The 18,858-nt window shown below is 59.9% G+C and carries 16 protein-coding genes and 1 pseudogene; 9 read left to right on the top strand and 8 right to left on the bottom strand.

From position 1 onward, the window contains the following. Positions 1-30: 30 nt before the first annotated feature. Together FQ182_RS20585 and FQ182_RS20580 are read left to right on the top strand one after the other, a co-directional pair. Positions 31-936, top strand: a complete 906-nt coding sequence (locus FQ182_RS20585; protein ID WP_149412403.1) for a LysR family transcriptional regulator — start codon at positions 31-33, stop codon at positions 934-936. Positions 937-1,098: 162 nt separating this feature from the next. After that, the gene (locus FQ182_RS20580) at positions 1,099-1,893 is read left to right on the top strand and encodes a class II aldolase/adducin family protein (protein WP_149412402.1); all 795 of its coding nucleotides are present in this window, start codon (positions 1,099-1,101) and stop codon (positions 1,891-1,893) included. Positions 1,894-2,091: 198 nt separating this feature from the next. On the opposite strand, the gene FQ182_RS20575 is transcribed toward FQ182_RS20580, so the two are convergent. Together FQ182_RS20575 and FQ182_RS20570 are read right to left on the bottom strand one after the other, a co-directional pair. Further along, the gene (locus FQ182_RS20575) at positions 2,092-3,180 is read right to left on the bottom strand and encodes an LLM class flavin-dependent oxidoreductase (RefSeq protein ID WP_149412401.1); all 1,089 of its coding nucleotides are present in this window, start codon (positions 3,178-3,180) and stop codon (positions 2,092-2,094) included. A gap of 28 nt (positions 3,181-3,208) precedes the next feature. Beyond that, positions 3,209-5,638, bottom strand: a complete 2,430-nt coding sequence (locus tag FQ182_RS20570) for a TonB-dependent receptor plug domain-containing protein (protein WP_371923901.1) — start codon at positions 5,636-5,638, stop codon at positions 3,209-3,211. Between the two features lie 445 nt (positions 5,639-6,083). Here FQ182_RS20570 and FQ182_RS20565 point away from each other — a divergent pair, with 445 nt between their 5' ends. From FQ182_RS20565 to FQ182_RS20555, 3 genes are read left to right on the top strand one after another with little or no spacing between them, the layout of a single operon-like run. Further along, entirely contained in the window at positions 6,084-6,968 is an 885-nt protein-coding gene (locus tag FQ182_RS20565; RefSeq protein ID WP_149412399.1) for an ABC transporter permease, read from the top strand. Between the two features lies 1 nt (position 6,969). Beyond that, a complete protein-coding gene (locus FQ182_RS20560; protein ID WP_149412398.1) occupies positions 6,970-7,743 on the top strand; it encodes an ABC transporter ATP-binding protein in 774 nt (257 codons plus the stop codon). Further along, positions 7,736-8,731 (top strand): ABC transporter substrate-binding protein, encoded by a 996-nt coding sequence (locus FQ182_RS20555; protein WP_149412397.1) that lies wholly within the window; start codon positions 7,736-7,738, stop codon positions 8,729-8,731. Before FQ182_RS20560 ends, FQ182_RS20555 begins: the two co-directional genes overlap by 8 nt. Before the next feature lie 62 nt (positions 8,732-8,793). On the opposite strand, the gene FQ182_RS20550 is transcribed toward FQ182_RS20555, so the two are convergent. The 3 genes from FQ182_RS20550 to FQ182_RS20540 form a co-directional block, all read right to left on the bottom strand. Then, positions 8,794-10,041: a saccharopine dehydrogenase family protein gene (locus FQ182_RS20550; RefSeq protein ID WP_149412396.1), complete on the bottom strand. Its 1,248-nt coding sequence runs from the start codon at positions 10,039-10,041 to the stop codon at positions 8,794-8,796. Between the two features lie 28 nt (positions 10,042-10,069). Continuing rightward, positions 10,070-11,167 carry a carboxynorspermidine decarboxylase gene (locus FQ182_RS20545; protein ID WP_149412489.1) on the bottom strand — a complete coding sequence of 366 codons (1,098 nt, stop codon included), beginning with the start codon at positions 11,165-11,167 and terminating at the stop codon, positions 10,070-10,072. Between the two features lie 132 nt (positions 11,168-11,299). Then, entirely contained in the window at positions 11,300-11,773 is a 474-nt protein-coding gene (locus FQ182_RS20540; protein WP_149412395.1) for a hypothetical protein, read from the bottom strand. A 96-nt stretch (positions 11,774-11,869) separates the two neighbouring features. Here FQ182_RS20540 and metE point away from each other — a divergent pair, with 96 nt between their 5' ends. Then, positions 11,870-14,158, top strand: coding sequence for a 5-methyltetrahydropteroyltriglutamate--homocysteine S-methyltransferase (gene metE, locus FQ182_RS20535; protein ID WP_149412394.1), 2,289 nt, complete (start codon positions 11,870-11,872; stop codon positions 14,156-14,158). Positions 14,159-14,189: 31 nt separating this feature from the next. On the opposite strand, the gene FQ182_RS20530 is transcribed toward metE, so the two are convergent. Beyond that, the gene (locus FQ182_RS20530) at positions 14,190-15,353 is read right to left on the bottom strand and encodes a DUF1624 domain-containing protein (RefSeq protein ID WP_149412393.1); all 1,164 of its coding nucleotides are present in this window, start codon (positions 15,351-15,353) and stop codon (positions 14,190-14,192) included. Between the two features lie 222 nt (positions 15,354-15,575). On the opposite strand from FQ182_RS20530, the pseudogene FQ182_RS20525 reads away from it, so the two are divergent. Next, positions 15,576-16,337, top strand: a pseudogene (locus FQ182_RS20525) (pyrroline-5-carboxylate reductase family protein); the annotation flags it as partial. Next, entirely contained in the window at positions 16,338-16,922 is a 585-nt protein-coding gene (locus FQ182_RS29850) for a DUF924 family protein (RefSeq protein ID WP_178114496.1), read from the top strand. It abuts the pseudogene before it with no gap. A gap of 91 nt (positions 16,923-17,013) precedes the next feature. On the opposite strand, the gene FQ182_RS20520 is transcribed toward FQ182_RS29850, so the two are convergent. Then, entirely contained in the window at positions 17,014-17,286 is a 273-nt protein-coding gene (locus tag FQ182_RS20520) for a hypothetical protein (RefSeq protein ID WP_149412392.1), read from the bottom strand. Between the two features lie 147 nt (positions 17,287-17,433). On the opposite strand from FQ182_RS20520, the gene FQ182_RS20515 reads away from it, so the two are divergent. Then, a complete protein-coding gene (locus FQ182_RS20515; RefSeq protein WP_149412391.1) occupies positions 17,434-18,078 on the top strand; it encodes an ATPase in 645 nt (214 codons plus the stop codon). Between the two features lie 8 nt (positions 18,079-18,086). Here FQ182_RS20515 and FQ182_RS20510 read toward each other — a convergent pair whose 3' ends face one another. Then, positions 18,087-18,836, bottom strand: coding sequence for a creatininase family protein (locus FQ182_RS20510; protein WP_149412390.1), 750 nt, complete (start codon positions 18,834-18,836; stop codon positions 18,087-18,089). Positions 18,837-18,858: the final 22 nt, after the last annotated feature.

The following is an 18,858-nucleotide window of genomic DNA, read 5'->3' as shown; positions in this document are numbered from 1 at the left end:
CTTAATGACTGATCTCTATGTGCGGACCAAATGAAAATTGACGATATCGATGCCTTTGTCGAAGTGATTCGTTGCCAGTCCATCAGCCATGCCGCCGAGTCGCTGCAGCTGACCCAACCCGCTATCACCCGGCGGGTGCAGAACTTTGAACAGGCCCTGGGCGTGGAGTTGTTCGACCGCAACACCAAGCCGCTCAAGCCGACGCTGATCGGTACGCGGGTGTATGAACAGTGCCGCTTGATCCTGCGGGAAATGGATGCCCTGCGCGAGTTGGTAGCGACCGACGCGCCGCCCACCGGCCTGTTGCGCCTGGGCGTGCCGCAAACCATCGGTGACGTGGTGCTGCTTGATGCCCTCAAGCACTTGCGCACCGAGTACCCCGAATTGCGTGCCCAGGTCGCCACGGGCTGGGGCAGCCAGTTGGTGGGCAAGATCGAGCGCGGTGAATTGGACGCAGCGGCGGCGCTGTTTCCCGCCGGCAAGATCTTCCCGGACAACATCGTCGGTGAGTCCATCGGCAAGATGGAGCTGGTGGTGGTCTGCGCCAAGGCCCAGTTGCCCAAGCGCCCGTGCAAGCTGGCGGATATCTACCAGAGCGGCTGGATTCTCAACCCCGATGGCTGCGGTTTCCGCGCCGGGTTGCAGCGCACCTTATCGGACCAGGGACTGGCTTTGCGGGTCAACCTGGAAACCTTCGGCACCGAGTTGCAACTGGGCCTGGTGGCCGATGGGTTGGGCTTGGGATTGGTGCCACGCCCATTGCTGGATCGTAGCGCCCACCGCGATCAACTGGCGGTGATGCCTCTCAAGGACTTCAAACCGGTGATGGACCTGTGGCTGATCTACCCGCGCTTCCTTGGCAACCTGCAAGGCCCGGTGGACGCCTTTGGCAAACTGGTGGCCGGTTCCCTGCACAAGATCAAGAGCGCTGCATGAGCATTTTGCAGGAGCGAGCTTGCTGGCTCCTGCAGGGCTTGCACCGCCTCATTGATGTATGCAAAAAAATGATAATTAGCTTAGATTAAAATGTGCTTTTTATTATTTTTTTCCTTGCCATAGGCTGCCTGGAGATCCTTAGGCCATCCAGGAAGTTTTGCCATGAGCAGCGTCAGCCCATTAGCCAGCGTCTCGAAAAATGTCCGTCAGCGGGTCAGCCCTGAAGAGTGGGAGGTTCGTGTCAAGTTGGCCGCGGCCTATCGCCTGGCTGCCTTGTACAAGTGGACGGATCACATCTATACCCACTTCTCCGCACGGGTGCCGGGCCCGGAGGAGCATTTTCTGATCAACGCCTTCGGGTTGTTGTTCGATGAAATCAGCGCCTCCAATCTGGTCAAGGTGGACATCGACGGCACCCTTGTCGATGACCCTACTGGCCTTGGCATCAACTACGCCGGCTACGTCATCCACAGCGCCATCCACGGCGCCCGTCCCGACCTGCAAGCGGTGCTGCACACCCACACCCGTGATGGTATTGCGGTATCCGCGCAGAAGGATGGCTTGTTGCCGATCTCCCAGCACTCCATCGGTTTTTCCGGGCGCGTGGCGTATCACGGCTACGAGGGTGTGGCCCTGGATTTGGATGAGCGCGAGCGGCTGGTGGCGGACTTGGGGGATAAAAGCGTGATGATCCTGCGCAACCACGGGCTGTTGACCGCCGGGATCAGCGTTGAGCATGCATTCCAGCAGCTGCAGGGTTTGGAACGTGCCTGCAACATTCAGATCGCGGCGCAGGCAGGGGGCAATGCTGAGTTGATCTTCCCGCCGGCCGAGGTGGTGGCCAAGGTCGAGAAGCAGGCCGAGGTGTTTAAAAGTGGTGACGGGCCTGGGGTGGCCCGGCACTGGAATGCGTTGATCCGGCAGTTGGAACGAACTGATACCGACTACAAGAACTAAGGTAGGCAGTAACGCAGACCAAGCCTGCGATAGCTGCGTGTCAGTCAATACACCTGGCTCGCAGCATAGGGACAACCGCCGTAGCAGTTGTCGAGCCCCCGCGAGGCTACGTCGGCCACACCACAGCTATCAGATCAGCCCCAAGCACCGAGTCGCCCCCAACGCAGCCTCGTTTTACTCGACAGCTGCTACGAGAACTCAGGCGACTTTTTCGGCAGCCTGGCGCTCCCGCTCGGCCACTAATTGACGGGTCAGTGGGATCAGCCGTTTGCCATAGTCGATTGCATCATTGAGCGGATCGAAGCCGCGAATCAGGAAGGTGGTGATGCCCAGGTCGTAGTAATCGAGTAGGGCCTCGGCCACTTGCTCGGCGGTGCCCACCAGCGAAGTGGAGTTGCCTTGGGCGCCCAGCAGGCCAGCGATTCCTGTCCATAGGCGCTTGTCCAGGCGTGACCCCTGGGCGGCGGCAGCGAGCAGGCGGCGCGAGCCTTCGTTGGGCGGTTCGCGGCGTACAAAGCCATTCTGTTCGGCGAGGGCGGTGGCCTGCTCCAGGATACGCTCGGCACGCGCCCAGGCCAGTTCTTCGGTCTCGGCCAGGATCGGTCGCAACGACAAGCTGAAACGAATGGTGCGTCCATGCTTGGCCGCCTCAGCACGCACTTGAGTCACCACTTCCCGCACTTGCTCGTAGGTTTCCCCCCACAGCGCATACACATCGGCATGCTTGCCGGCCACGGCGATGGCGGCGGGTGATGAGCCGCCAAAGTACAACGGAATATGCGGTTGCTGCGGCGACTTCACGGTCGAATGCGCGCCCTCGACCTGGTAGTAGGTGCCGTCAAAGTCGAAGGGCTTTTCGCTGGTCCATTCCTGGCGTACCACGCTCAGGTATTCATCGGAGCGGGCGTAGCGTTCGTCCTTGCCGATATGGCTGCCGTCAGCGCGCAACTCGCGGTCGTCGCCGCCGGTGATGATGTGCACGGCGGTGCGTCCGCCGTTGAATACATCCAGGGTGGTGAACTGCCGCGCGGCCAGGGTCGGTTGGGCAAAGCCCGGTCGATGGGCGATCAAAAATTGCAGCTTCTTCGTCACGCTGGCGGCGTGGGAGGCAATCAGCGTGCTGTCCGGGCTGTTGGAGTGGAACGCCACCAGGGCGCGATCGAAGCCTGCCTCTTCATGGACGCGGGCGACTTGCTCCACGTACTCGGGTTGCAAGGTAGGGCCGCTGCGGGGATGAATCTCCGAGGCGTGGTGGCCGCCGATATAACCGATAAATTCAATGCTCATGGTCAGTTCCTTGTCGTTGGTTGATGGATCAGAAGTCATAGGCCAGCTTGCTGTACCAGAAGCCACCGCCGGGGTAGAACGGCGGGTTGCCGTACAGGTTCAGGCCCACGGCCGAGGGCACGGCGTTCTTGTCCGGGCGCACGTCGAAGATGTTGGTGCCGCCGATGCTCAGGGTGATGTTGTCCAGCAGGGTGTAGGAGATATCTAGGTCGGTGATCCACTTCGCGCCGAACGTGCGGTCGCCGCTTTCCAGTTGTTGCAGGGTCTTGACCTTGCCGTAGCGGGTGGTCTGCAGGTTGATGGCCAGGTCGGCCAGCTTCCAGTTGCCGCCCAGGATCCACTTGGTCCGAGGCTGGGCTTCGGTGAGGTCGCCCTGGCGCGCGCGGCCTACCCACGTCAGGCTGCCGCCGCTGTTGTTGCCCAGCCCCTGGAGTGCGCCTGGCGGCTGCTTGAGGTCGGTGATCACCGTGTCGTTGTAGTTGAAGGCGGCGTTCCAGCGCACTTCGCCCCAGGCGCCCAGATTGGTGAAGTGATCGGCGACGACGTCGACGCCACGGGTGCGGGTGTCGAAGGCGTTGGCGTAGTAGGAGGTCCAGGTCGAAGGGTCGATGCCCAGGTCGGTGAGGACCGGCGTCAGCGCCGGGCCGTAGAGGCTTTCGGTGCGGGCGATACGGTCGGCAATTTCGATCCAGTAGGCATCCACCGTCAGGCTAGTGCGCTTGGCCGGTTGCCAGGTGATGCCGATGCCTGCATTGCGCGATTTTTCCGGGTCCAGGCTGGTAGCGCCCAACGCTTTGGCCAGGGCCGAGTTGACCGGGGCAATGCGGGTTACCGCCGGCACGATGGTGCCGTCAGGGGCGGCGCCGACCCGGTTGTCGGTAATGCTGTAGCCGATCTGCGTTAATGATGGCGCGCGAAAGCCGCTGCCGACGGTACCGCGCACGGCAACCGTTTCGGTCAGTTCATAACGGGAATTGACCTTGGCGCTGACGGTGTCGCCCGAGTCATCGTCAAAGTGCTCGGCCCGTGCCGCTACGTCGATAAACAGGCGCTCCACGGGGGTTATACCGAAGTCGATATAGGCCGCGTAGTTGTTGCGCTTGATATTGGCTTCGTCCTGGGGCGCGATGGTCGCGGCGGCTTGGGCGGCAATCGATGCCAGTTGCCCGGCCAACGGGTTGGGTTGGCCGTTGGGCAGCGTCGCCGGGAAGCGATAACCGCCCACTGTATAGGCCTGGGGATCACCGGCAAATGTGCTGAAGCGCTCCCAGCGATGTTCCAGGCCGGCAGACACTTGCAGCGGAAAGCCGAACACCCCGTCGAAGGCACGGGTAATGTCCAGGTTATTGACCCACTGATCGAAGCGGTAAGTGGCCAGGTCATCAAAGGACGTCGGCGAGGCTGGGCCCAGGGACGGGTTGATCGTCAGGTCGCTGTACTGGTGGTTGGTGTTGCGCCCGTAGGTGGTGCTCAAGTCCCAGTCCCAACCGGCCGCCAGCCCTTTGGCGCCGAACAGGAACTGGTAGTCCTTGTCGTTGAGGTTGTTGAGCGGGTAGTAGCCGTCGGGGAATAGCTCGGGGATGTTGGCGTTGCCGTTGGGGTAGCGAAAATAGTTATTGATGATTGCTTTGCGCTCGCCATAGGTGGCGTAGGAATACAGTTTGGTTTGTTCATCCAGGGGCAGTTCGGCGTTGTAGCCGAGGTTGAAAGCCTTGATCTGCGGGTCGCCGTTTTTCACCCCGACCCGGTCCCAGGTGGCGTTGCGCGGGTCGCCGGGGAAGTACGCCTGGTTGGTGGCTTTCTCGTTCCAGCTGGCATCGCCGCGCTGGCGCGCATCCCCCGACAAATGCAAAAACCCACCGTCGCCCAGGGCAAAGCCGATATCGCCCTCGGTCTTGGTCACTTCGCCTTCGCCGTTGTAGAGCTTGCCGTAGGTCACCCCTAAATGGCCGCCCTCGGCGCTGGACTTGAGGATGATGTTGATCACCCCGGCAATCGCGTCGGAGCCGTATTGCGCCGCAGCGCTGTCCTTGAGCACCTCAATCCGTTCCACGGCGCTGATGGGGATCATGTCGATGTCCACCGAGTTGGCGCCGCTGCTGTCGGTGGAGCCATTGGCGGGCAGGGCGCTGTTGTGCCGGCGCTTGCCGTTGACCAGCACCAGGGTGTAGGCCGGCGCCAGGCTGCGGTTGGACAGGGGGCGGATGGTGGAGTTGTAGCCGGCGACGTTGGTGCCGTAGTTGAACGATGGCAGCAGCTTGGAGATGGCCTCAGTGAGGTCGGCGCGACCGGTTTTCAGCAGTTGCTCGCCGCTGACCACATCGATGGGCGCAGGGCTCTCGGCCACGGTGCGTTGGGTGCCGCGTACGCCGGTGGAGATCACCGTGACTTTTTCCAGTCGGGTGTCCTTGGTGTCCACCGTGTCCTCGGCCTTGAGTGACGAACTTCCCAGCGCCATGCCGCAGGCGGCCAGGCTAATGAGCAGGGGCGATCGATAACGTACAGAGGGTGTTGCAGGCATGGAGACGACTCTCGTTCAGGGCAGGATAGGCGTGATTCAAAGCCTCCACCTGGTATCGGGGTCGGTCTGTGGGTCGAAAGTAGGGGCAGCGGGCCAGGCTGTAAAATGCCGTTTTGTTCTAAGTTAATTATTAATTTAACGAATCTTAATTAATAACTGATATCAGTAATGCGCATTTTAAAGTGACGGCTGCAGTGCAGGCAGCGAAGGGCGGGGCTTGAGGCGTTTTATTATGCAAATAATTTATCTGGATAATTTTATATCTGATTTTTAATCATATTAGGTTATTCCCAAAAAGAATTTCACTGAGGTTTTTTATGCGATTAGCATGAAAAACCGAAGCGGCGCCCCTGGCCGTGTTCTTGATGAGGAAGCAAGCCCGATGACTGAAAAGACCCTCGATGCGCAGAGCGCCGCCAGCTCGTTTTCCGTCAACAAGGCCGCTCGCCTCACTGGCGACCTTGAGGGCGCGTCACGGCTGATCCCTAACTGGCTGCGTAACTGGCGCACCCCTGAGGTGCTGTTGCGCCTGGTCAGCCCGATTGTCCTGCTGTTGCTGTGGGAGTTGGCATCCCAGGCGGGTTTGATCCCGCAACGGGTCATCGCCGCACCGTCGCAGATCGGCGGCACCCTGTGGGCAATGATCGTCTCCGGTGAGTTGGGCAAACATCTGTTTGTGTCCTTGCAGCGAGCGCTGCTGGGTTTGAGTATCGGCGTCAGTATCGGCGTGGTGGCGGCACTGATCACCGGCCTGTCCAAGCGCGGCGAAGTGATCCTCGACTCGCCCATGCAGATGCTGCGTACCATTCCTTCCCTGGCCCTGGTACCGCTGTTCATTCTCTGGTTTGGCATCGGTGAGTTCACCAAGATCGCGCTGATCGTCACCGGTACTACCTTCCCGGTGTACCTCAACCTGTTTGCCGGCATCCGCAACATCGACCCCAAATTGATTGAGGCCGCCAATACCCTGGGCCTCAACCGTCGCGAGTTGATCTGGCATGTAATCCTGCCGGGCTCCTTACCTTCGTTTTTTGTCGGCTTGCGCTACTCCCTGGGAATCTCCTGGCTGGCCCTGGTATTCGTCGAGCAAATCAACACCACCGCCGGCATCGGCTACCTGGCCAGTGATGCGCGGGACTTTATGCGCACCGATGTCATCGTCATTTGCCTGCTGATCTATAGCGTCCTCGGTCTGTTGATCGATGGGCTGATCCGCACCCTGGAACGTTTCGCCCTGGCCTGGCGCCCATCTTTTGTGAGGAACTGATATGTCGAGCATCGAATCTTCAGTGGCACCCGTTCAGTTACGCAATGTGGTGCGCCAGTTCGGCGAGCAGCGGGTCATCGATGGCCTGGACCTAGACATCGCACCGGGAGAATTTGTCGCCTTGCTGGGGGCCAGCGGTTCCGGCAAGACCACCTTGCTGCGTAGCCTGGCCGGGCTGGATAGCATCGACAGCGGCCAGTTGCGGGTGCCCAAGGCTCGGGCTGCGGTGTTCCAGGAGCCGCGATTGATGCCCTGGAAACGCGCCTGGAAAAATGTGGTTCTCGGCCTGCGCATTCCCGATGCCAAGGCACGCGCGGTGCAGGCCTTGACCGAAGTCGGGCTGGCCCATCGCCTGGAAGCCTACCCGGCCACGCTCTCCGGTGGCGAGGCTCAGCGTGTGGCCCTGGCCCGTGGCCTGGTGCGCGAGCCCAAGCTGTTGCTGCTGGACGAGCCCTTTGCTGCGCTGGATGCGTTGACCCGCATCAAGATGCATCGATTGATCATCGAGCTGTGGCGCAAGCACACGCCAGCGGTCCTGTTGGTGACCCATGACGTCGACGAAGCGATTCTGTTGGCTGACCGCGTTATCGTCCTGGCCGATGGCAAGATTGCCGAGCAGTTGATTATTGATCTGCCACGGGCACGGGACACCGGCCAGGACGGTTTCCAGGCGATCCGGGCACGGTTGTTGAGCCTGTTGGGGGTGGAAGTGGACGTCCCTGCGCCGGTGGCGCAAGCCGCTACCAGCAGCGTACGGCGGTTTGCCCATGGTTGAGTTCAGAGCGTTATTACTGGCGGGCGCCGCCTTATTGCTGGGCGGCTGCGATAAAACTGCCGAAGCACCGGTCACTACACAATCTGAATTATCTGGCGTGACCCTGATCCTGGGTGATCAAGCCAAGGGCTTGCGCACCGTAGTGGAGGCTGCCAACGCCTTCGAGGGCATCGGCTACAAGGTCGAATGGGCCAACTTCCAGGGTGCCGCGCCGTTGTTCGAAGCCTTGCGGGCCGGCGCGGTGGACCTGGGGCCGGCCGGAGATACACCGGTGCTGGCCGCCGCCACTGGCGGCACGCCGTTGCGCATCGTCGCGGTACGCCGCAGTCAATCTCGTGGCATCGGGATTTTGGTGCCACCTGACTCGCCGATCCGCACGGTGGCTGATTTGAAAGGGCGCAACGTGGTGGTGTCGTCGGCCCGTGGCAGCATTTCCCAGTACCTGTTGATTCGCGCCCTGGCCAACGCCGCAGTGGATGAAAAAGACGTCAACGTTGGTTTCGTCCTGCCCACTGATGCCTTGCCGGCCTTTAATGCCGGGAAGATCGAAGCCTGGGCTACCTTCGGTGTGTACCAGGCATTTGCCGAACAGAAGGGCGCGCGGGTACTGATCAGTGGTGAAGGCATCAATACCGGGCTGACCTTTATTACCGCGTCTGATGAAGTGCTGGCCGATCCGCTCAAGCGCAAGGCCTTGAGCGATGTACTGCAACGTTTCGCCAAGGCCTTTGAGTGGGCCCAGCAGAACCCCGAGGAGTACGCGCGGGTATTTGCCAAGGTCAATGACATTCCCCTTGAGGTTTCGCAGTTGCTGCGTAGTTGGGGCGATGAGTCGTTATTGCCGGTGGAGGCGCGGGATGTTCAGGCGTTGCAGCAGGTGGATGATTTGTTTGTGCAGAAGAAGATCTTTCCGCATCGGGTGGATGTGCAGCAGTTGACGGATACGCAGGTGTTTGCCGCGCCATTGCGCTCGGCGGCAGCGCCTTAGCGAATATCCACCCCACCTAAAAGCAAAATGCGCCCATTCGGGCGCACTTTGTCATGTGGCAGCTACCAGGCGATAGCATCCCACGCGCGATCACCATTCTCGTCTTTAATCCGAGTCGGCAACCCCATCATATCCAGCGCCTTGAGGAACGGCCCAGCTGGCAGTTCTTCAACGTTGGCCATGTGTTTCACGTCCCACTCGCCACGCGCAACCAGCAGCGCGGCAGCCACAGGTGGTACGCCTGCGGTATAGGAGATGCCTTGGCTGTCGGTCTCGGCAAAGGCTTCTTCATGGCAGGCCACGTTGTAGATGAACAGCTCGCGGGGCTGACCGTTCTTGGTGCCCTTGACCAGGTCACCGATGCAGGTCTTGCCGGTGTAGCCCGGTGCCAGGGAGGACGGGTCAGGCAGTACGGCCTTGACCAGTTTCAGTGGTACCACTTCCAGGCCTTCGGCGGTGGTGACCGGTTTCTCGGAGAGCAGGCCGAGGTTTTTCAGCACGGTGAACACGTTGATGTAGTGTTCGCCGAAGCTCATCCAGAAACGCACGTTGGGCACGTCGAGGTTTTTCGACAGCGAGTGCACTTCATCGTGGCCGGTCAGGTACAGGTTCTGTTCGCCGACCACGGGCAGGTCGTCGGTACGCTTGACTTCGAACATGGTGTTGCTGGTCCACTGGCTGTTCTGCCAGCTCCACACCTGCCCGGTGAATTCGCGGAAGTTGATTTCCGGATCGAAATTGGTGGCGAAATATTTGCCATGGGAGCCGGCATTGACGTCGAGAATGTCGATCGAATCAATGCGGTCGAAATACTGTTGTTGCGCCAGCGCTGCATAAGCGTTGACGACGCCCGGATCGAAGCCCACACCGAGGATCGCGGTGATGTTCTTCGCTTTACATTCTTCGAGGTGATTCCACTCGTAGTTGCCGTACCACGGTGGTGTCTCGCAGACCTTGCCCGGTTCTTCGTGAATGGCAGTGTCCAGGTAGGCCACGCCGGTATCGATGCAGGCACGCAGCACCGACATGTTGAGGAACGCGGAGCCGACGTTGATGACGATCTGCGATTGGGTTTCGCGGATCAGCGCCTTGGTCGCTTCGACGTCCAGGGCGTTCAGCGCGAAGGCCTGGATGTCGGCGGGCACTTTGAGGCTGCCCTTGGCCTTGACGCTGTCGATGATGGCCTGGCATTTGGAGATGTTGCGCGACGCGATAGCAATACGACCGAGTTCATCGTTGTGCTGCGCGCACTTGTGGGCCACCACCTTGGCGACACCTCCTGCACCAATGATAAGAACGTTCTTTTTCAATTTTTTTATCTCTCCTTTATCCGTCAGCTTACGAGAGGCTAGACAGGTAGTCGTCGTAACCAAATTCACGAACCACCTCGACTGTACCGTCGAGTTGTTTCACTACGATGGACGGCATTTTCAGGCCGTTGAACCAGTTTTTCTTGACCATGGTGTAGCCTGCCGTGTCGATGAACGACAGTCGATCGCCGATGGTCAGCGGACGATCAAATTGATATTCGCCGAAGATGTCTCCGGCCAGGCACGACTTGCCGCACACCATGTAGGTGTGGTCGCCTTCGCTCGGCGCCAGCTTGGCGTTGAGGCGATAGATCAGCAGGTCAAGCAGGTGGGCTTCGATAGAGCTGTCCACCACGGCCAGGTGCTTGCCGTTGTACAGGGTGTCGAGCACGGTGACTTCCAGCGAAGCGCTGTTGGTGATCGCCGCTTCGCCCGGTTCCAGGTAGACCTGCACGTCGTACTTCTGCGAGAAGGACTTGAGGCGCTGGCAGAAGGCATCGATGGCATAACCTTCACCGGTGAAGTGGATGCCGCCGCCCAGGCTAACCCAGTTGACTTTGTGCAGCAGCGCGCCGAAGCGTTCTTCGATGGTGTTGAGCATCTGGTCGAACAGGTTGAAGTCGCCGTTCTCGCAGTTGTTGTGGAACATGAAGCCGGAAATCTGCTCGATCACGCCCTCGATCTTCACCGGGTCCCACTCGCCGAGGCGGCTGAACGGGCGCGCCGGATCGGCCAGCAGGTAATCGGAGCTGCTCACTTGCGGGTTGACTCGCAGGCCGCGGGTCTTGCCTTCGGAGCGCTCGGCAAAGCGTTGCAACTGGCTGATGGAGTTGAAGATGATCTTGTCGCAGTTAGCCAGCATCTCTTCGATTTCATCGTCGGCCCAGGCCACGCTATAGGCGTGAGATTCACCTTCGAACTTCTGGCGACCGAGCTTGAGCTCGTACAGCGACGACGACGTGGTGCCGTCCATGTACTCCTCCATCAGGTCGAACACCGACCAGGTGGCGAAGCACTTGAGCGCCAGCAAGGCCTTGGCCCCGGACTGTTCGCGCACGTAGGCGATCTTCTGCATGTTGACCAGAAGCTTCTGTTTATCGATGAGGTAATACGGCGTCTTGATCATTTTCAGAGCCTCCGGCAGGGCCAGCCAAAAAAGGACACGCATTGTGCCCGCACTTGGTCCGGATCGAAAGGTTAGTCAGCGGATTTTGCTGGCTCGTGCCCGAAGATGGCCTGGCAATGTGACGAATAATCGTTAGCTAGCGAAGTAGATGAGACTGGCGCTGAGTTCCATCGGGACGGTTGCGCTGACGTCCAGGCCCACCCGCACTTGCTTGGCCACGATGCTGGCGTCGTGGCCGTTGGCGCGAATACTGCCATTGCCCATGCGCTCAAGGCCGGTGATGTCGCAATGCTGTTCACTTAAGAAAATCTTGAGGTGAGCAAGAAACCTGTGGCGAGGGGGCAAACCCCCTCGCCACAAATGCGGATGTACCTGAAGCACCGAGCTTAAGTGAATAGCATTGCCGCACCAGATCGCCGCCTGATAGTGACTGGTTCCCAGTTTTTGCCGCAGTTGTTCACCTTGCAGAAACTGCGCAGTAGCGCCCAACCCCCACAGTGTCGCCAGCTTGGCATCGATATGGTTGAGCTTGTCGGCATCGTGAACGGCAACCCACCCCGCATGTGCGCAGGTTATGCAATGGTTTGCCGAGCAAGCGCTTATCATGAGTAGAACTTGTGATCATCCTTAATAAAATGAGTTTGTCTCACTATTAGGCGAAGTCGACAATAGCTCCCATCAAACACATTGGAGTTGTATGTCATGGCTTTTGCCCATTCCCTTGGATTTCCGCGCATTGGACGTGATCGTGAACTGAAAAAAGCGCAGGAAGCGTTTTGGAAGGGCGAGCTTGACGAAGCTGGCCTGCGCGCCGTTGGCCGTGAACTGCGCAAGACCCACTGGGACTTGCAGAAGAAGGCCGGTATCGAGTTGCTGCCCGCCGGTGATTTCGCCTGGTACGACCAGGTGCTGACCCACTCGCTGATGTTCGGTGTGATCCCCGAGCGGTTCCGTCCAGCCGATGGCCAGGCCACCCTGCAAACCCTGTTCAGCATGGCCCGTGGCGTCAGCGATAGTTGCTGTGGCGGTGCTCACGCCCAGGAAATGACCAAGTGGTTCGACACCAACTACCACTACCTGGTCCCGGAATTCAGTGCTGACCAGCAATTTCAGCTGGGCTGGGATCAGTTGTTCGAAGAAGTCGAAGAAGCCCGCGAATTGGGCCACACCGTCAAGCCGGTGGTGATCGGTCCGCTGACGTACCTGTGGTTGGGCAAGGCCAAGGGCGGCGACTTTGACAAGCTCGACCTGTTGGATCGCTTGCTGCCGTTGTACGGCCAGATCTTCCAGCGCTTGGCAGCCCAGGGCGTTGAGTGGGTGCAGATCGATGAGCCGATCCTGGTGCTCGACCTGCCACAGGACTGGAAAAACGCCTTTGAGCGTGCCTACAACCAGATCCAGCGCGAGCCGCTGAAGAAACTGGTTGCTACCTACTTTGGTGGCCTGGAAGAGAACCTCGGCCTGGCGGCAAACCTGCCGGTGGACGGCCTGCACATTGACCTGGTGCGCGCTCCCGAGCAGTACCCGACCATCCTGGATCGCCTGCCGGCCTATAAAGTGTTGTCCCTGGGCTTGGTCAACGGCCGTAACGTTTGGCGTTGCGACCTGGAAAACGCCCTGGCAACCCTGCAGCACGCTGCCGAGCGCCTGGGTGATCGCCTGTGGGTCGCGCCGTCCTGCTCATTGCTCCATAGCCCGGTGGACCTGGGCCGCGAAGACAAGCTCGACGCTGAACTGAAAAGCTGGCTGGCCTTCGCCGTACAGAAGTGCGAAGAGGTTGCTGTCCTGGCCCAGGCTGTCAATGAACCTGAAGCCGCATCGGTACTGGCAGCCTTGGCGCAAAGCCGTGCCGTGCAGGCCAGTCGTGCTGCTTCGCCGCGTATCCACAAACCGGCTGTGCAAGCTCGGGTTGCCGCGATTACCGCCAAGGACAGCCAGCGCCATTCGCTGTTTGCCACCCGTATAGAGAAGCAGCGTGCCGGCCTGAACCTGCCGTTGTTCCCGACCACCACCATCGGTTCGTTCCCGCAAACCACGTCGATTCGCCTGGCGCGCCAGTCGTTCAAGCAAGGCAAGCTGAGCGAAGCCCAATACACCGAAGCCATGCACAGCGAGATTCGCCATGCGGTGCAAGTCCAGGAGCACCTGGGCCTGGACGTATTGGTACACGGTGAAGCCGAACGTAACGACATGGTCGAGTACTTTGCCGAGCAACTGGACGGCTACGTATTCACCCGCTTTGGCTGGGTGCAGAGCTACGGTTCGCGCTGCGTGAAACCGGCGGTGATTTTTGGTGACCTGAGTCGCCCCAAAGCCATGACCGTGGAATGGATTCGCTATGCCCAAGGCCTCACCGATAAAGTGATGAAGGGCATGCTCACCGGCCCGGTGACTATGCTGATGTGGTCCTTCCCCCGCGAAGACGTGAGCCGCGAAGTGCAGGCTCGGCAACTGGCCCTGGCCATTCGTGACGAAGTGGTGGACCTGGAAGCCGCGGGAATCAAAATCGTGCAGATCGACGAAGCGGCGTTCCGTGAAGGCTTGCCGTTGCGCCAGGCGCAGTGGCAGCACTACCTGGATTGGGCCACCGAAGTGTTCCGCCTGTGCGCCTCGGGTGTGCGTGACGAAACGCAGATCCACACCCACATGTGCTACAGCGAGTTCAACGATGTGATCGAGTCCATCGCGGCGATGGATGCCGACGTGATTACCATCGAAACCTCGCGCTCGGACATGGAGCTGCTGGATGCGTTCGAAGCCTTCGCTTACCCGAACGACATCGGGCCGGGTGTCTACGACATTCACTCGCCACGTGTGCCGGATGCCTCGGAAATGGCCAATTTGTTGCGCAAGGCCGCCAAGCGCATCCCGGCTGAGCGCCTGTGGGTCAACCCCGATTGCGGGCTGAAGACGCGCGGCTGGCCAGAAACCGAAGCGGCGTTGATCCATATGGTCAGTGCGGCGCGGCAACTGCGTAACGAGCTGGCGTAACCCCTGATCTGTAGGACCGAGCTTGCCTGGCTTAAAAATATTTGAGCCAGGCAACATCCCGCCGCCGTGCCTTCAGCCCGGCAAACCAGCGCACCGGCAGGTACAGCGCCGCCGTCAGCAAAAACGCCGTCAGCCACATCGCGTCAACGCTGTCGAAACCGAAGTAACTGCCCTGGTTCAAGCCAAAAAGCCCCACACAGATCAGATACAGCACTTTCAGTACATACAAGTGCAGCAGGTAGAAGAACATCGGCGCAGCGCCAAACACAGCAAGTACGCCAATCCACGGACGCTGTTGCGCACGCTCGAAACCCAGCAGCAATAACAACCCAACACCCAGGGTCAAGGCGAGAAACAGCAGCGAAGGCGGGTACTTGGTGATGTTGAAAAAGCTCATCAAGGTTTGCACATCACTGTCATAGGTCAGCCATTGAGCCTCGCCATACCCGTTAAGCAGGCGCACCGCAACGAAGCCAATCAGCGCGCCAGCCCCCGCCAGCAGTAGATAACGTTGGCGCACGGCAGTGGATATCGATCTGGCAAACCACGGACCGAGGCAATAACCCAGGGCAATCACGCCAATCCACGGCAACACCGGATACGAGGTGCGCAAGCGCAGGCCGTCGGTGAATTCGATCCAGCCGCGATCATGCAAAATCGCCCATGGAATATGCATCGCCGAGCCTGGGGCGAAATGCACACTGTCCAACAGGTTATGCCCGGCAATGATTGCCGCAGCCACCGCAAACAGCAGTGGCCGTGGCAACCAGACCAGCCCGGCCAGCCCGATCATGCTGACGCCGATGGCCCAGATCACCTGCATGTAAATCACGCTGGGCGGCAACTGGAAGGTCCAGGCGAAGTTCACCAAGGTGAACTCCAGCACCACCAGAAACAGCCCGCGCTTGAACAAAAACGCTGAGACATCGCTACGCCCCTGATGCCTGGCGCCGTACAGGTAGGCCGAAAGCCCCGTCAGCAAGACAAACACCGGTGCACACAGGTGGGCGAGGGTGCGGCTGATAAACAGCGCAGGTTCGGTGGTGTCGATGTTCATCGGGTCGGCCACTTGCCGGTGCAGCAGGAAGGTTTCGCGCACGTGATCGAGCAGCATGAACAGGATCACCAAGCCCCTGAGGGCGTCGATGGACAGCAGGCGTTGGCCCAATCGGGCAGGGGAAACAGCATCAGTCATGAGGGAGGATCGCAAGGCCGGGTAGGGAGTTTGTGGTTATCTTATAACATCATATTCGCGAATGCTGTCCTTCAAACCCTTGTGCCTGACTCAGGGCGAGCCGCGTACGGTGAAGCTGTCAGCGACGGTGGATTTCTAGGCACGCGCGCGGGCTGATGATGTTTCCAGGTGTTAGGGTAGGGCGCATAGCCTTTAACGACCCTGGCACCCCTGGAGGGCATCATGAATGGTTCAATAGGCATCATCGGTGGTACCGGCTGGTTGGGCCGGGCAATCGCCACGGCCCTGGTAGACACCGGCTTTGTGGGGCCTGAGTCGCTGACCTTGTCCAGCCGCACGGGCCAACTCAGTGAGCCCAAAGGCGTGCTCGATGGCGTCCAGGTTACCGACGACAATCAACGCCTGGTGCTGCGCAGTGACGTGGTGATCCTTTCGGTGCGGCCGCAGGATCTGGGCGGCGTGCATATCGACGTGGGCGAACGGTTGTTGATCTCCCTGGTGGCCGGGGTCTCGCTGCGGGACATCGAGGCGCTCACCGGCGCTCGAAGAGTGGTACGGGCAATGCCCAACGCGGCCCTGGAAATTCGCAAGTCGTACACCCCTTGGCTGGCCAATGCTGAGGTCGACGGGGCCGGCAAGACTTACGTCCAACAACTCTTCGAAACCTGTGGCGAGGCTGACGAAATAACCAGCGAGCAGGACCTCAATTACCTCACCGGCCTGGCCGGGACGGGGCCTTCCTATCCGGCATTGCTGGCCCGCGCGTTGTACAACTGCGCCATTGAATATGGCTTGCCTGCATCTGTCGCAGGGCGTGCGGTGCACGGCGTGGTGGTCGATGCCAGTCAGTTGATTGGAGAGCAACGCGGGTTCGACGCGTTGCTTAACACCTTGATCGGCTACCGTGGCGTCAGCGCGGCCGGCATCGAAGGGATGCAGGCGGGCGGGCTGGAGGCTAGCGTGAAGGCGGGTCTGGATCGCGCCATGACCGTGGCTTCATCCAATCTGTCGGCCCCTGCCGAAACGGCGACAGTGAGCGCGTCGCAGGCCGTCATTGCCTTTTGGAAACAGGCGGGGCCCAAGCGCTGGTTCAAAAAGGATGAGGCGTTCGATAACGCGTTTCGCAACAAATTCCAGGTGGCCCACTTTCAAGCCGCCAGGGGCGAACTGGAGCACTGGCTGGCAACGCCGCAAGGGGCTTTGGCGTTACTCCTGCTGCTCGACCAATACCCGCGCAACACGTTCCGGGGCACCGCCCATATGTTCGCCACCGACCCGCTGGCGCGCGCCTACGCTCGCCGAATGGTGGAGGCTGGAATGGACAGGTTGATCGAGCCGTCATTACGGGCGTTTTGCTATTTACCCTTTGAGCATTCGGAGTGTATGGAGGATCAGTTACTGTCCCTGGCCCTGAACAAGGATCTTGATGCCAATACCTACAAATGGGCCAAAGAGCACGCCGACATCATCGATCGATTCGGCCGCTTTCCGCACCGCAATGACGTCATGGGAAGAGCGTTTACCGACGAGGAACGGGCTTTCCTGAAGGCGGGAGGGTTTGCTGGCTAGGGAAGTACGCCTGTCAGTCATGAATTAGATCGCGGGTTCCGTTATCGCCGCACAAACGTTGCTGGCCGACGGCCGTCAGTGCAGGCGTGGGTCAATCTGCCGCGGCCTGCGCTGTAGCGATTTCCAGCAACTGCCCAACCCGGCGATCCAGATCTTCCCAGTCCGCCATGCCGAGCACCCGGGTTGTGTTCAGGCCGCGCAAGTAGCCGCGAAGTTGCTGGGCCGCTGCGCTGGTTTTATCAGGATCAGCCGCCGCGTCCTGCAGCACGGTTTCATACTCGATCAGGTAGTCGGCAACCCGTTCGCGATACTCCGGCAGCACTGCTTCGCGGATGCGGTCAAAGGTTCTCTGGTAGGGCTTCATGGATTGATCCTTATAAGTTTTGTGTGGTGTGCAGCCTGCGCGACAGTATCGGTTTAGATAATAGTCACCATCAAGGATTGCTAGTTCTGTTTTTGCGGGAAAGGCGGAAAATCGCCCCATCGAAGATGCCGCCCAAGGAACTGCGCGATGAGGATTTTTGCCCAACTGGTTTTGATGGCCCTGATGCTGGGTCATGCGTTGGCTGCCAACGTGGCCTTTGCCGATGACGCTCGGTCCTGGCATCTATTGCCCATTGCCGGCAGCGTTGCCTTCCTGCAACACGGGCAGTCAGTAGGTGTGCTCTACAGCGAAAATACCGTCGACAACCTGCACTATCTTGAACGCTATCACGCCATGGCAGTGAACGGCGCCAAAGATGCGCTGGATGGACGAATTCGCCAGGCCTTCGTCAACAGCTCCGACCCGGAGCTGGCCATCGACTGGCTGATGAATTCGCTGCAGAGCACGTTCCTGTCGGTGACGGCCTACGACAACCTCGATGCATTGGTGCAGGCTCACCCGGATGTGGTGGTGATGCTTGACACCTACAATCAACTGCTGACCCCGCGCAACAGCCAGGTCCAGGCACGTTTCATTGCCCGGTTCTACGACGCCAACTTGCAATACATCGCCAAGGCTGAAGGTTCGGTCGAGCAGCAAATGCCTTCGGTTTGGGTGCATGACAAGGCCGCGCCGGAAATCGCCATGCAAATCGATCAGCAACGTGATGTGCAACTGACGGCGTTGAAACAGTTCGACGCCTCGCTCAAAGCCTTGGTGACGGCCAGTTAATCGAAGCCTCAGCTCGGATTCTGCTCCCGACTGAACGTATCCACCGCCTGCGCCAGCCCCTTGGCCGCCAATGCGACCAATTCACCGCCTTTTTCCGGCGTCGCCAAACCCGGGTCTGAGCCCATGCGCCCATCCGGGAAGCGTGCACGGAAGTCCAGGGCTTCGCGGATAGGTCCTGAGCCTGCGATTTGTGGCGAGTAGGCCGCCGACTTGATCGCCTCTGGGTAGGCCCATTGCGTGACCGCGATCTCCGAAGGCGTGGCGTGGCTGCCGTGGCCGGTGGGGAATTGCTTGTGAGCCAGTGCGCTGACGCCTTCCAGGTCCCACCAATTGACCAGCTTCAGGGCGAACCCGGCCGGGCGGCGGGCGAAGCTGGCTTCGGCGTAAAGCTGGGAGAACGCTGCCTCAATCGAGGCGATATTGCCGCCGTGGCCATTGAGAAAAAGGATTTTCTCAAAGCCATGTCCGGCCAATGAGTGCACCCAATCGCCAATGGCGGCGATAAAGGTGGAAGGGCGCAGCGAAATGGTCCCTGCAAACCCGAGGTGATGCTGGGCCATGCCGATATTGAACGTCGGGCCGATCAGTATGTCGGCGTTTTTCTGGGCGTGATGGGCAATGATTTCCGGGCACATCCAGTCGGTCCCCAGCAGGCCGGTAGGGCCGTGCTGCTCGTTGGAGCCGATGGGAATCACGACAGTGCGGCTGCGTTCAAGGAATTGGCCAATCTCGATCCACGTTGACTGGTGCAAAAGCATTTGAGGTTCTCTCTCTTGTCAG

The sequence above is a fragment of the Pseudomonas sp. ANT_H4 genome (genome assembly GCF_008369295.1).
Taxonomy (GTDB): Bacteria; Pseudomonadota; Gammaproteobacteria; order Pseudomonadales; family Pseudomonadaceae; genus Aquipseudomonas.
Note: the sequence above shows the minus strand (reverse complement) of the source record. Positions and strands in the feature narration are given on the sequence as shown.

Bases quoted from the DNA above. Each gene is read 5' to 3' on its own strand.
- FQ182_RS20585 (WP_149412403.1), top strand. From the start codon at position 31: ATGAAAATTGACGATATCGATGCCTTTGTCGAAGTGATTCGTTGCCAG.
- FQ182_RS20580 (WP_149412402.1), top strand. From the start codon at position 1,099: ATGAGCAGCGTCAGCCCATTAGCCAGCGTCTCGAAAAATGTCCGTCAG.
- FQ182_RS20575 (WP_149412401.1), bottom strand. From the start codon at position 3,180: ATGAGCATTGAATTTATCGGTTATATCGGCGGCCACCACGCCTCGGAG.
- FQ182_RS20570 (WP_371923901.1), bottom strand. From the start codon at position 5,638: ATGGCGCTGGGAAGTTCGTCACTCAAGGCCGAGGACACGGTGGACACC.
- FQ182_RS20565 (WP_149412399.1), top strand. From the start codon at position 6,084: ATGACTGAAAAGACCCTCGATGCGCAGAGCGCCGCCAGCTCGTTTTCC.
- FQ182_RS20560 (WP_149412398.1), top strand. From the start codon at position 6,970: ATGTCGAGCATCGAATCTTCAGTGGCACCCGTTCAGTTACGCAATGTG.
- FQ182_RS20555 (WP_149412397.1), top strand. From the start codon at position 7,736: ATGGTTGAGTTCAGAGCGTTATTACTGGCGGGCGCCGCCTTATTGCTG.
- FQ182_RS20545 (WP_149412489.1), bottom strand. From the start codon at position 11,167: ATGATCAAGACGCCGTATTACCTCATCGATAAACAGAAGCTTCTGGTC.
- FQ182_RS20540 (WP_149412395.1), bottom strand. From the start codon at position 11,773: ATGATAAGCGCTTGCTCGGCAAACCATTGCATAACCTGCGCACATGCG.
- metE (WP_149412394.1), top strand. From the start codon at position 11,870: ATGGCTTTTGCCCATTCCCTTGGATTTCCGCGCATTGGACGTGATCGT.
- FQ182_RS20530 (WP_149412393.1), bottom strand. From the start codon at position 15,353: ATGACTGATGCTGTTTCCCCTGCCCGATTGGGCCAACGCCTGCTGTCC.
- FQ182_RS29850 (WP_178114496.1), top strand. From the start codon at position 16,338: ATGACCGTGGCTTCATCCAATCTGTCGGCCCCTGCCGAAACGGCGACA.
- FQ182_RS20520 (WP_149412392.1), bottom strand. From the start codon at position 17,286: ATGAAGCCCTACCAGAGAACCTTTGACCGCATCCGCGAAGCAGTGCTG.
- FQ182_RS20515 (WP_149412391.1), top strand. From the start codon at position 17,434: ATGAGGATTTTTGCCCAACTGGTTTTGATGGCCCTGATGCTGGGTCAT.
- FQ182_RS20510 (WP_149412390.1), bottom strand. From the start codon at position 18,836: ATGCTTTTGCACCAGTCAACGTGGATCGAGATTGGCCAATTCCTTGAA.